This window comes from Bradyrhizobium sp. BLXBL-01 (genome assembly GCF_051853025.1).
Taxonomy (GTDB): Bacteria; Pseudomonadota; Alphaproteobacteria; order Rhizobiales; family Xanthobacteraceae; genus Bradyrhizobium.
In genome coordinates, this window is sequence record NZ_CP182471.1 from 5,249,517 (window position 1) to 5,261,826 (window position 12,310).

A 12,310-nucleotide genomic window follows, 5' to 3' on the forward strand; every position below is an offset into this window, starting at 1 on the left:
TGGCGCGCAGGTCGCCCGACCGAGCAAAGCGCGCTTCAACTCTCATCATCGGCCGGTCCGAACGGATCGGTCCCATGCGGCACGGAGCGGTGAATGACGCGAGTATTGATCACTGGGGGCGCGGGATTCATCGGTTCGCATACGGCGGACGTGCTGCTTGCGGCCGGCTACGAGGTCCGCCTTCTCGACAATCTCTCTCCACAGGTGCATGGCGGCAACCGTCAGCGTCCCGCCTATCTCGCCGACGACGCCGAGCTCGTGGTCGGCGACGTCACCGATGCCGCCACGGTCGAACAGGCCTTGCGCGGCGCCGACATGGTCCTGCATCTCGCCTCCGCCGTCGGCGTCGGCCAGAGCATGTACGACATCGAGCCCTATGTCAGGACGAACGAGCTTGGCACCGCCGTGCTGCTGCAGGCGCTCGCCAGGCGACCGGTCGCACGGCTGGTGGTGGCATCCTCGATGAGCATCTACGGCGAAGGCCTGTATCGTGATGCCGTTGGAAGCGTCGTCGCCGGCGACGAACGACCGATCGAGCAGCTTCGCAAGGGCGAGTGGGAATTGCGGGATCATGCAGGCCATGCGCTCGATCCCGTGCCCACCCCTGAGACCAAGCAGCCGTCGCTGAGCTCGATCTACGCCCTGAACAAATATGCGCAGGAGCGCATGTGCCTGATCACAGGCAAGGCCTACGGCATTCCGACCGTCGGCATGCGCTTCTTCAACGTGTTCGGTCCGCGGCAAGCGCTGTCGAATCCGTATACCGGCGTGCTGGCCATCTTCGCCGCGCGGCTGCTCAACGGCCGGCCGCCGCTCGTCTTCGAAGACGGCCTGCAGCGGCGCGATTTCGTCCACGTGCATGACGTCGCGCGCGCCTGCCGCATGGCGCTCGAATCCGACCATGCCCAGGACGTCTTCAACGTCGGCTCGGGTCAGAGCCGCACCATTCTGTCGGTGGCCGAGGATCTGGCGCAGGTGATGGGACGGCGCGAGATCGATCCCGAGATCACGCGAAAATACCGTGCCGGCGACATCCGACACTGCTTCGCCGATATCGGCAAATCACGCGACCTGCTCGGCTTCGAGCCGCATGTCGCGTTCAAGGACGGCCTTGAAGAGCTCGCCGGGTACCTCGCCGACCAGATCGCCGACGATCAGGCAGAACGGGCGACCCGTGAGCTGCTGCAACGAGGGTTGGTCGCGTGATGAGTGAGCAAGACAACAGGCCCGTCCTGGTCACCGGCGGCTGCGGCTTCATCGGCTGCAATCTCGCCGACCGTCTCGCCGAGCGGGGCGATCGCGTGCTGGTGCTGGACAATCTCGCCCGCGCCGGCGTGCGCGAGAACGCGCAATGGCTGAAATCCCGGCATGGCGACCGCGTCACGATCACTTTGGCCGATATCCGCGACCCCATTCCGGTGATCGACGCCGTGCGCGAAGCGCGGGCCGTGCTGCACCTCGCAGCCCAGGTCGCGGTGACCGACAGCGTCAGCGATCCCTCGGCCGACTTCGAGGTCAATGCGCGCGGCACGCTGAACGTGCTGGAAGCCGTTCGCCTGCACAACGCTTCGGCCCCGGTGATCTTTGCCTCGACCAACAAGGTCTATGGGCGCCTGATCGAGGACAGCGAGATCGCACTCACCGACCGACGCTACACGCCGGTCAATGATCTGCTCGCGGGGGGCATTTCGGAGAACGCGCCGCTGGATTTCTACAGCCCCTATGGCTGCTCCAAGGGGACCGCCGATCAATACGTGCACGACTATGCCCGGGTGTTCGGGCTGCAGACCGTGGTGATGCGCATGAGCTGCATCTACGGGCCGCGGCAATTCGGCACCGAGGATCAGGGCTGGATCGCGCACTTCCTGCTCAGCGCCATCAGCGGCAATCCGCTGACGATCTACGGCGACGGCAAGCAGGTCCGCGACGCGCTGCACGTGTCGGACGCGGTGAGCGCCTGGCTTAAGGCGCTCGACCACATCGCGCTGGCCCGCGGGCGCGTCTTCAATCTCGGCGGCGGTCCGGCGAATGCGGTCAGCCTGCTGGAGTTGATCGACCACATCACCGAGCTGACGGGCCGCAAGATCAGCTATCGCTTTGCGGACTGGCGACCGGGCGATCAGCCCTGGTACGTGACCGACACGCGCGCGCTCGCCGCCGCGCTCGGCTGGGCGCCGCAAATGCCCCTCGCCGACGGCCTGCGCTCACTCCACACCTGGCTCGACAGCCGCTTCGGATCACAGGACAGAAGCGAGGCCCTGGCATGACGCGGGTCGCCCTCATCAATCCCAACTGGGATTTTTCGGGCAGCATCTATTTTGGCTGCCGCTCGCCTCACCTGCCACTCGAGCTCGGCATCTCCGAGCATTATCTGAAGGTGGCGGGCCACAACACGCTGCTGCTCGATGCGCATATGTTCGATCTCTCCCTCCCTGAGATCGAGGCCGAGCTGCGCGCCTTTGGTCCCGACCAGATCGTCTTCACCACCGCACCGACCTATCTGTTCTGGCGCTGCGCGCCACCCGAGCTGCGCGTGCCCCAGCAGCTCGCAATCGCGGTGCGGGACCTCGCGCCGACCCTGATCGCGGTCGGCCCGCATGGCTCGACCACGCCGAAGACCGCCCTGAAGAAGCTCGGCGTCGACATCGTGGTGATGGGCGAGTGCGAGTCGTCGCTGCTGCGGCTCGCCAATGGCGAACGGGACTTTCCCGGCCTGTGCTTCGCCGACGGTGCTTCGCTCCGGGTCAATGACGGCCCACAGGTGGTCGCGTTCAACGATCAGCCCGTGCTCGAATGGCCGGGCGAGATGATCCGGCGTCACCATCACCATCATCACCGCTTCGAGGCCGAGCCGATGGCGCCGGGCGCCGAGGTGGAGGCCTCGCGCGGCTGCCCCTACAATTGCACATTCTGCGCCAAGGAGAATTTCCGCAACGCCTATCGGAAGCGGCCGCCCGCGATCATTCTCGACGAGATCGATCGTCTGCGCCGTCACGGCATCGAGTACGTCTACTTCATCGACGAGATCTTTCTTCCCAATCGCGAGCTCCTGGAGGGCCTGACGACGCGCGGGCTGAAGTTCGGCGTGCAGACGCGGATCGATTTGTGGAAGCCCGACATGCTCGCCCTACTCGGGCGCGCCGGCTGCGTCTCGATCGAAGCCGGCATCGAGAGCCTCACCGTGGAAGGGCGCGCGGCCCTGGCCAAGAACTGCAAGATGACGACGGATCAGCTCGCGGGCCGGCTGGTCGAAGCCCGCCGCCACGTCCCCTTCGTGCAGGCCAATCTGATCGAGGTGCCCGAGGACGACGATCCCGTCGTGCAGCGCTGGCGCCGCACCATGCAGGATGCCGGCGTCTGGGCCAACGATCCGGTGCCGCTCTATCCCTATCCCGGCTCGCCCGACTACCGGAAGCTCTGGGGCGAGCCCGACGATGTCGCCTGGGAGCGCGCGCACCGGCACTATCTCGCGATGTTCGACCAGTTCAGCGACGTGCAGAACGATCGCCCGGTCCCGCTCGACACCCTCGAACTCCAGGTGGCCTCATGAGCCGTGGCGCCGACATCAGGGTCATGATCACGACCGACACGGTCGGCGGCGTCTGGACCTATTCCTGCGCCCTCGCCGCCAGTCTCGCTGCGTCCGGGGCCGACGTCACGCTCGTGACGCTGGGCCCGCGGGCGCGTGTCGATCAGCGTCAGATGCTGCGTGAGACCAGTGTGCACCTGATCGAGACGGACCTCGCACTCGAATGGCAGGACCCGGAGGGGCGGAACGTCTCCGACGCAAGGCGCGTGCTTGCGAACCTCGAAGCCAGATTGGTGCCTGATGTCGTGCATCTGAACAGCTTTCGCGAGGCGACCTTTGCCTGGCACGCCCCGACCGTACTGGTGGCGCATTCCTGCGTGAACTCCTGGGCGCTCGCCTGCCACGATACGGCCTGGCTCGGCGAACCCAGATGGCGCCGCTACAGCGAGCGGGTCGCCGCGGCGCTCGACATCACGCAGGCCTGGGTCTGTCCGAGCCGGGCCTTCCACGACGACATCACCGCGATCTACCAGCCGCGATCGCGCGGCGCGGTGATCTGGAACGGAATTGCGCCACGCGCCCCTTCTGGACGAAAGCAGGGCGTGATTTTCGCGGCGGGACGGCTGTGGGATCGTGCCAAGAACATCGAAGCGCTCGCCACCGCCGCGCCCGGGCTGGATTGGCCGGTCGAGGTGGCCGGTCCTATCGACGCACGTCTGCCAGCTGACGTCACCTGGCTCGGAGAGCTGCCGCACGGTGCGCTGGAGGCGCGCTTGCAGCATGCAGCGATCTTCGTCAGCCCCGCACTCTATGAACCGTTCGGCCTTTCGGTGCTGGAAGCCGCTGCCGCGGGCTGCGCGCTGGTCCTCTCCGACATCCCGACGTTCCGGGAATTGTGGCGCGGCGCCGCCTTGTTCGTCGATCCCGCCGACAGCGTCGCGCTGCATCGGACACTGGCAGAGCTTTGCGCTGACGATAGGGGTCGAGCAAAGCTGCAGCGCGCTGCCTACGAGCAATCCCTGACCTATTCCTTGACGCGCATGACGAGCGCTTATCTCGGGCTCTACCAGGACCTGATCGCATCCAGCCGGACGAGCGCGGCGGCTAGCCAGATCGAGGTGCGCGCATGAAATGCGTCCTGTTCTACCATGCCTTCACCTCCTGCTGGAACAACGGCAACGCGCATTTCCTCCGTGGCTATGCGCGCGAGCTCCATGCGCTCGGACACGAGGTCGTCGTGTTCGAACCCATCGACGGCTGGAGCCGGCTGAACGCGATCCGCGAAGGCGGCAGTCATGCCATGGACGACATTCCCGTGCTCTTTTCCGGCATCGACATCCGCCGCTACGATACCGGCCTCGATCTCGCGCGGGCGCTTGACGGCGCCGATCTCGTCATCGTGCACGAATGGAATTCGCCCGACCTCATCGCGCAGATCGGGCGCAGGCGGGCGCAAGGCGCGTCCTTCACCCTGCTGTTTCACGACACCCATCACCGCGCGGTCAGCGCACCCGAGGAGCTTGCGCAATTCGATCTCGACGGATTCGATGGCGTGCTCGCTTTCGGCGAGGTGCTTCGGCAGATCTATCTGAAGCTCGGCTGGGCCGACCGGGTCTTCACCTGGCACGAGGCCGCCGATGTCGCGCTGTATCATCCGCTGCCGCAGGTCGAGCGGACCGACGATCTGGTCTGGATCGGCAATTGGGGCGACGGCGAGCGCAGCGCCGAGCTGAACGAGTTCCTGGTCAAGCCCGTGGCGGAGCTGAAGCTCCGCGCCAGCGTTCATGGCGTCCGTTACTCCGATGACGCGCTCCACACCATCCGGAGCGCAGGCATTCGTTATGGCGGCTGGCTGCCGGCGCACTGGGCCCCCGTCGCCTTCGCCGGTGCGCGCGCGACCATCCATGTGCCGCGCGGGCCTTACGTCGCCCTGCTTCCGGGCATCCCGACCATCCGCGTGTTCGAGGCGCTGGCCTGCGGCATTCCCCTGGTTTCAGCACCCTGGTCGGATGCGGAAGGCCTGTTCCCCGAGGGCGCCTATCTCAGCGTTGCCGATGGCGCGCAGATGAAGCATGCGCTTCGGACCGTCATCGACGATCCCCAATTCTCTGCCGCGATGGTGGCGACCGGCCTGAAGGTCATCAGGGATCGTCATACCTGCCGCCACCGCGCCGAGCAGCTCATCGACATCGTCACCGACCTCAGGGATTCGGGCCGCTCGGCACGGCCTCAGCACGACATCGGAGCCGTTGCATGAAGATCTGCTTCTTCGGATCCAGCCTCGTCTCGTCCTATTGGAATGGCGCCGCCACCTACTATCGCGGCATGCTGAAGGAGATCGCAGCGCTCGGCCACGAGGTCACCTTCTACGAACCGGACGCCTTCGAGCGCCAGTCGCATCGCGACATCGACGAGCCGGATTGGGCTAGGGTGGTCGTCTATCCCGCGACCGCGGACGGCTGGCGCCGCTCGCTCGACACCGCCGCACAATCGGCCGACATGCTGGTCAAGGCCAGCGGCGTCGGCGTCTTTGATCTCGAGCTGGAGAACGCCGTCGCCGAGCTGCCCTCGCGGCTGACGCGGATCTATTGGGACGTCGATGCTCCCGCCACGCTCGAGGCGATGGAAAGCGATCCGCAGCATCATCTGCGCCGCGCGATCCCGTGCTACGACATGGTCCTGACCTATGGCGGCGGCGAGCCCGTCGTATCCGCGTATCGATCTGTGGGCGCGCGGGACTGCGTGCCGATCTACAACGCGCTCGATCCGGCCACGCATTTTCCCTCGCCGTCCAATCCACGCTTCGCCTGCGATCTCAGCCTGCTGGCGAACCGCCTGCCCGACCGCGAGACGCGCGTCGAGCATTTCTTCCTCGACGTCGCGCGCCGCCTGCCTGAAAAGTCCTTCGTGCTCGGCGGCTCCGGCTGGGACGACAAGGACGCCTCCGCCAATCTGCGCAAGGTCGGCCATGTCGGCACCGCCGATCACAACGCGTTCTTCGGCTCCGGGCTCGCCACGCTCAACGTCAATCGCGACAGCATGGCGCGCTACGGTTTCTCCCCGCCAACGCGTGTGTTCGAAGCGATCGGCGCCGGCGCCTGCCTGATCACCGACCAATGGGCCGGCATCGATCATTTCCTCGATCCCGGCCGCGAGGTGCTGGTCGCCGCTGACGGGGCCGAGGTGGCAGAGCACCTCGCCACGCTCAATCCGGAGCGAGCCCGGTCGATCACCCGCCGCGCCCGCGCACGCATCCTCAGCCAGCACACCTATCGGCAGCGCGCCCGCCAGTTCAACGATCTCTTCGTCGCCAACAGCTCCCGAATCGAGGCAGCAGAATGAATCTCTCCATCGTCGTCATCGGTCTTTCGGTCACTTCGTCCTGGGGCAACGGTCATGCGACGACCTACCGCGCCCTGATCGAAGCGCTGGCGCGACGAGGTCACCGAGTCACGTTCCTGGAGCGGGACGTGCACTGGTATCGGGATCACCGCGACCTGACCAAGCCCTCTGCCTGGACGGTCGAGTTGTACCAATCCTTAAAGGATGTTCCGCGCCAGTTCGGCAAGCTGATCCGCGATGCCGATCTGGTGATCATCGGCTCATACGTTCCTGACGGCATCGCGATCGCCGAATGGACCACGACCCACGCGAGGGGCGTCACGGCGTTCTACGACATCGACACGCCTGTTACCCTGGCGCGGCTGGAGCAGGGACTCGACTATCTCTCGGCGGCAATGATCCCACGCTTCGATCTCTATCTCTCCTTCACCGGCGGACCGGTGCCCGGCATGATCGAGCAGAGCTACGGCAGTCCGCTCGCGCGCGTGCTTTATTGCAGCGCGGATGCGGAGACCTACGCACCGAAGCAGGCGCAGCCGAAATGGGCGCTCGGCTATCTCGGGACCTACAGCGAGGACCGGCAGCCCGTTCTCGACGAGCTGCTGCTTGCACCGGCGCGCACGCTGCCGTCGGATCAATTCGTCGTCGCCGGCGCGCAATATCCGGAAGACATCGCCTGGCCCGCCAACGTCGCCCGGATCGAGCACCTCTCGCCGAAGCAGCATCCGGAGTTCTACGCGGCGCAGCGTTTCACGCTGAACGCCACCCGCGCCGACATGAAGGCGCTGGGCTTCTCCCCGAGCGTCCGGCTGTTCGAAGCCGCTGCCTGCGGCACGCCCGTGATCTCGGACCGCTGGCCCGGGATCGAGACGATCTTCGCGCCGTCGAAGGAAATTTTGCTGGCAACCAGCCCACGCGAGGTCGTCGAGATCCTGCGCGACATGCCGGACGAGCAACGGCGCACGATCGCCCACAACGCGCGGCAGCGAGTCCTCGCCGATCACACCCCCGACCATCGCGCGCGGCAGCTGGAGACCTATTACGCCGAGGCAGCCGCGCGGCGCCGCCGCAAGGCGGCGCCACTCCCCGTCGTTCGCCCCATGCAGGTCGCCCAACTCTGAAAGGCCACATCATGACGCTCCAGACCCGCATCCACGCGTCCCTCCGCTCGCCGACGGTTCTGGTCGCCGGCGGCGCCGGCTTCATCGGATCGCATCTCTGCGACGCGCTCCTGCAACGCGGCAGCATGGTGATCTGCCTGGACAATTTGTTCACGGGAACCACCGACAACATCCGGCCCCTGCTCAATCATCCGAACTTCCGCTTCATCGAGCATGACGTGCGCGATCCCATCAAGATCGAGGGCGAGATCGACCGGATCTACAGCCTCGCCTGCCCGGCTTCGCCCCGCCACTATCAAGTCGATCCGGTCGCGACGATGAAGACCTGTGTGCTCGGCTCGATCAACCTGCTCGAACTGGCGCGGCAGAAGGGCTCCCGGATCCTTCAGGCCTCAACCAGCGAGGTCTACGGCGACCCGGAGGTGCATCCGCAGCCGGAATCCTATCTCGGCAACGTCAATCCGATCGGGCCGCGGGCCTGCTACGACGAGGGCAAGCGCGCTGCGGAGACGCTGATGTTCGACTACCGGCGTATGCACGGGACGGAGATCAAGGTCGCGCGCATCTTCAACACCTACGGGCCGCGCATGCTCGAGAATGACGGCCGCGTCGTCTCCAACTTCATCGTGCAGGCGCTGCGCGGAGAGCCGATCACGATCTACGGCCAGGGCACGCAAACCCGCAGCTTCTGCTTCGTCGACGATCTGGTGCGGGGGCTACAACTCCTGATGGAGAGCCCCGCCTCGGTCAGCGGTCCGTGCAATCTCGGCAATCCGCACGAGGTCACGATCGAGGCGATCGCCCGTGAAGTGCTGGCATGCACCGAATCGGCCTCCCCGCTGCGCTTCGAGCCCCTGCCGAAGGACGATCCCAGGCGACGCAAGCCTGTGATCGATGCCGCCGAGAAGATCCTGGGATGGCGTCCGAAGGTGGCGCTGAAGGACGGGCTTCAGGCGACCATTGCCTATTTTGCGCTCCGCCTCGCCGGGGAACCGCCCACGCTCGTGCCGGCCATTGCCGCGCGCAGGACGCGCCAACCCGCACGCGCCCGGCTGACGATGTCCGAGCAGTCGTAAGACGTCGCTCGAACGGTCGCGTAGGTCGGGCAGCCTAGGCCGCCTCGGTCGCATCAGTGCATTCCAGAACCTTGGTGCCGGCGCGGCGACGGCCGTTCGCGAACATGCGGCGATAGAGCACGACCGAGACGAGCCATGCGGCCGCGAACAGCGCGATCACGACAAAGCCGACATTGGCAAGCGACTCGTTGAGGTCCTCGACCAGCGCCCATGCGCCGCCGGAGAGGCCGAGCCGATCGCTGATCAGGCCGAGCGCCTCGATGCCGCCGATGAACAGCGCGACCGCGACGGAGGCGCCGGTGATCGTGAGATTGTACCAGAGCTTGCGCAGGGGATCGACGAAGGCCCAGCGATAGGCGCTCACCATCAGCGCGGAATCCGCAGCGTCGACCAGCGCCATGCCTGCAGCGAACAGCGCGGGGAAAACCAGCACGTCGGCGAGCGAGGCGCCGCGCGCGGCTTCGCTGGCGGAGATGCTGAGCAGGCTGATCTCGGTGGCGGTGTCGAAGCCGAGGCCGAACAGGAAGCCGAGCGGGTACATGTGCCACGGCTTCGTCACCAGGCGGAACATCGGGCCGAGCAGCCGCGCCAGCACGCCGCGGCCGGCAAGCAGCGCATCGAGCTGCGCAGCGTCGTGAACGCCCTGCTCCCGCGCCGCGCGAAACGTCCGCCACAGGCCGGCGAAAATGACGAGATTGATCGCGGCAACCGCGAGCAGGAACAGCGCCGAGACCGAGGTGCCGATGAGGCCGCCGACCTCCTTGAGCAGGCTGTCGCCGCCAAGGCTCACGACGCCCAGTGCCAGCAGCATGGTCGCCACCACAACCACGGTGGAATGGCCGAGCGCGAAATAGAGGCCGACGCTGCGCGGCGTCTCACCGGCATGCATCAGCTTGCGCACGACGTTGTCGATCGCGGCAATGTGGTCGGCATCGACGGCGTGGCGCAGGCCGAACACCCAGGCCAGCAACGCGGTCGCCATCACCGTCGGCCGCTCGCCGAACAGCGTGAAGGCCCAGGCCCACGCGGCGAGATTGGCGGCGACGAGCCCGCCGAGCAGCGCCACCATTCCGGGCTCGACCGCCCGCAAAGTCCGCATCGCTGCTCGTTCCATTCGCCCGCCTTTACGGTATGAGGTTTATCAAAATCTCTCATACTGGCAAGAGCAAGAGCCGGACCAGTTGCGCGCTGACGCCTGACGAACCGACGGAATGGGAGCCAAATGGCTGGCCTGATGGAAGAATTCGGCTTCCAGAACAGGCTCTGTCTCCACACAAGTGGAACCGATCGTTGTGAAGCGGCTCACATCGGGTTTGACGATCCGGATGTATTCATCGTGCCGGGTGGAGATGGCAGACGGAGACGCGCATGAAACTCCTCATGCTCTCGCTTATTGCAGCCATGCTTCTCGCCGGTGCGGCCAACAGCGTGTTCAGGCCGCATGCCGTGCCTCATTTCGGTCAGCACGGCATGGAGTCCATTCAAGACATGCAGACAGGAAAGGCCGACCAGCTTCCCGAGCAGGAGCTGCAGGATCGCTCCGTCTTGTTTGCGAAAGAGCCGGCGCGGTAGGCCGGCGCGTCTGCGTCGAGGATCGCCCTATTCGGCCGCTGCGGTCGCGGGTTGCGGCTGCCCGTCGTTCGGTCCCGTTCGCGCCTTCTGCTCGTCGAGCCAGAGGCTATGGTGCTCGCGCGCCCAGTTGACGTCGACTTCGCCCGAGCCCATGGCCTCGAACGCGCCTTCCATGCCGATCGTGCCGATATAGATGTGCCCGATCATCGCCGCGACGAACAGGACCGCCACGATGGAGTGAACGATCTGGGCCATTTGCATGCCCTCGATCCCCGTGCCGTAGAACGGGAACATCAGGGCGTAGCCCGACGCTGCGACCAGTGCGCCGCCGATCACGACGATCCAGTAGATCATCTTCTGGCCGCCGTTGAAGCGGTAAGCCGGCGGATGGTCATGTCCGATCAGCCCGCCGCCGCGCTTGGCCCATTCGATATCCACCTTGTTCGGGATATTGCCGCCGATCCACATCAGGAAGATCAGGACGACGCCGAGAGTGAACGGGAAGCTCAGATAATTGTGCGCGTACTTGGCCCATTGCGACCATTCCGAGAACGCTTCGAAACCGATCAGCGGCAGCAAGAGCGGCCGGCCGAACGTGATGTTCAGCCCGGAAATGGCCAGCACGATGAAGCAGGTCGCCGTCAGCCAGTGCACGAACCGCTCGAAGGCGTTGAAGCGCACGATGGTGCGGCCGGACCGTCCGGCTTCGAGACGCACCATCCCGACGGTGAGATAGAAGATCACGACGGCCGCGATCGCGCCGAGGATGGCGATGCCGCCGATCCAGCGCAGCGTCACATTGCGGAATTCCCGCCATTCCCGTCCCTGCGGCTGCTCGAGCACGCCGGAGCGCTGATCGGGAATACTGACGCGGCCCTGGATCCGGTTGAGCTCCTGCAGGAGCTGCTGCTCCTTGACCGAGCTCGCGGTCGGGTTGACCTGCTGAGCGCTCGCGGGCGCCATGTTCACCAACAAAAGCAGCGCCCAGGCGCCCAGCGCCAGACGAACGAACCTTCCAAACGACGCCATCACGTCCTCCCCGGTCTTGCGCGCCCGTCAGCTGCCCACGTCAGGACTCGATTGTCTCGCGATATGCGGTCTTCCAGCCCCACGCACCCGAGCCGTAGCCGCGCTTCATGACGCGCTCCTTGTAAATCTGCGCGATGATCTCGCCGTCGCCGGCAAGCAAGGACTTGGTCGAGCACATCTCGGCACACAGCGGCAGCTTGCCTTCGGCCAGCCGGTTCGCACCGTATTTCTCGTATTCCTCCTTGCTGCCGTCGGCCTCCGGGCCGCCGGCGCAATAGGTGCATTTGTCCATCTTGCCGCGCGAGCCGAAGTTTCCGACCTTCGGATATTGCGGCGCGCCGAACGGACAGGCGTAGAAGCAATAGCCGCAACCGATGCAGAGGTCCTTGGAGTGCAGCACCACCGCATCTGCCGTGGTGTAGAAGCAGTTCACCGGACACACCGCCGCGCAGGGCGCGTCCGTGCAGTGCATGCAGGCCATCGAGATCGAGCGCTCGCCCGGCTTGCCGTCGTTGATGGTGACGACGCGCCGCCGGTTGATGCCCCAGGGCACCTCGTGCTCGTTCTTGCAGGCGGTGACGCAGGCGTTGCACTCGATGCAGCGATCAGCGTCGCAGAGAAATTTCATCCGAGCCATGTGC

At 65.8% G+C, this 12,310-nt stretch carries 12 protein-coding genes; 9 read left to right on the forward strand and 3 right to left on the reverse strand.

Annotation, left to right across the window (positions count from 1 at the left end):
* Positions 1 to 93: 93 nt before the first annotated feature.
* The 8 genes from ACNJYA_RS24560 to ACNJYA_RS24595 are packed head-to-tail and all read left to right on the forward strand — an operon-like array spanning position 94 to position 9,068.
* Positions 94 to 1,206, forward strand: coding sequence for an NAD-dependent epimerase/dehydratase family protein (locus tag ACNJYA_RS24560; RefSeq protein WP_439363599.1), 1,113 nt, complete (start codon positions 94 to 96; stop codon positions 1,204 to 1,206).
* Positions 1,206 to 2,267, forward strand: coding sequence for an NAD-dependent epimerase/dehydratase family protein (locus ACNJYA_RS24565; protein ID WP_439363600.1), 1,062 nt, complete (start codon positions 1,206 to 1,208; stop codon positions 2,265 to 2,267). Before ACNJYA_RS24560 ends, ACNJYA_RS24565 begins: the two co-directional genes overlap by 1 nt.
* Positions 2,264 to 3,550, forward strand: coding sequence for a TIGR04295 family B12-binding domain-containing radical SAM protein (locus ACNJYA_RS24570; protein ID WP_439363601.1), 1,287 nt, complete (start codon positions 2,264 to 2,266; stop codon positions 3,548 to 3,550). Before ACNJYA_RS24565 ends, ACNJYA_RS24570 begins: the two co-directional genes overlap by 4 nt.
* Complete coding sequence (locus ACNJYA_RS24575) at positions 3,547 to 4,659, forward strand: glycosyltransferase family 4 protein (protein ID WP_439363602.1); 1,113 nt, start codon at positions 3,547 to 3,549, stop codon at positions 4,657 to 4,659. Before ACNJYA_RS24570 ends, ACNJYA_RS24575 begins: the two co-directional genes overlap by 4 nt.
* A complete protein-coding gene (locus ACNJYA_RS24580) occupies positions 4,656 to 5,786 on the forward strand; it encodes a CgeB family protein (RefSeq protein ID WP_439400856.1) in 1,131 nt (376 codons plus the stop codon). The genes ACNJYA_RS24575 and ACNJYA_RS24580 overlap by 4 nt, the downstream gene beginning before the upstream one ends.
* Positions 5,783 to 6,871, forward strand: coding sequence for a CgeB family protein (locus ACNJYA_RS24585; protein ID WP_439400857.1), 1,089 nt, complete (start codon positions 5,783 to 5,785; stop codon positions 6,869 to 6,871). The genes ACNJYA_RS24580 and ACNJYA_RS24585 overlap by 4 nt, the downstream gene beginning before the upstream one ends.
* The gene (locus tag ACNJYA_RS24590) at positions 6,868 to 7,992 is read left to right on the forward strand and encodes a CgeB family protein (RefSeq protein WP_439400858.1); all 1,125 of its coding nucleotides are present in this window, start codon (positions 6,868 to 6,870) and stop codon (positions 7,990 to 7,992) included. Before ACNJYA_RS24585 ends, ACNJYA_RS24590 begins: the two co-directional genes overlap by 4 nt.
* Positions 7,993 to 8,003: 11 nt before the next feature.
* Positions 8,004 to 9,068 carry a UDP-glucuronic acid decarboxylase family protein gene (locus ACNJYA_RS24595; RefSeq protein ID WP_439400859.1) on the forward strand — a complete coding sequence of 355 codons (1,065 nt, stop codon included), beginning with the start codon at positions 8,004 to 8,006 and terminating at the stop codon, positions 9,066 to 9,068.
* Between the two features lie 34 nt (positions 9,069 to 9,102).
* Here the strand turns inward: ACNJYA_RS24595 and ACNJYA_RS24600 are convergent, their stop codons facing one another.
* Positions 9,103 to 10,137, reverse strand: a complete 1,035-nt coding sequence (locus ACNJYA_RS24600) for a HoxN/HupN/NixA family nickel/cobalt transporter (protein ID WP_439403467.1) — start codon at positions 10,135 to 10,137, stop codon at positions 9,103 to 9,105.
* 299 nt (positions 10,138 to 10,436) lie between these two features.
* On the opposite strand from ACNJYA_RS24600, the gene ACNJYA_RS24605 reads away from it, so the two are divergent.
* Entirely contained in the window at positions 10,437 to 10,640 is a 204-nt protein-coding gene (locus tag ACNJYA_RS24605; protein WP_439400860.1) for a hypothetical protein, read from the forward strand.
* 27 nt (positions 10,641 to 10,667) lie between these two features.
* Here ACNJYA_RS24605 and ACNJYA_RS24610 read toward each other — a convergent pair whose 3' ends face one another.
* Positions 10,668 to 11,669 carry a formate dehydrogenase subunit gamma gene (locus tag ACNJYA_RS24610; protein WP_212256719.1) on the reverse strand — a complete coding sequence of 334 codons (1,002 nt, stop codon included), beginning with the start codon at positions 11,667 to 11,669 and terminating at the stop codon, positions 10,668 to 10,670.
* A gap of 40 nt (positions 11,670 to 11,709) precedes the next feature.
* On the reverse strand, positions 11,710 to 12,306 hold the full coding sequence (gene fdh3B, locus ACNJYA_RS24615; protein WP_027571966.1) for a formate dehydrogenase FDH3 subunit beta: 597 nt from the start codon (positions 12,304 to 12,306) through the stop codon (positions 11,710 to 11,712).
* Positions 12,307 to 12,310: the final 4 nt, after the last annotated feature.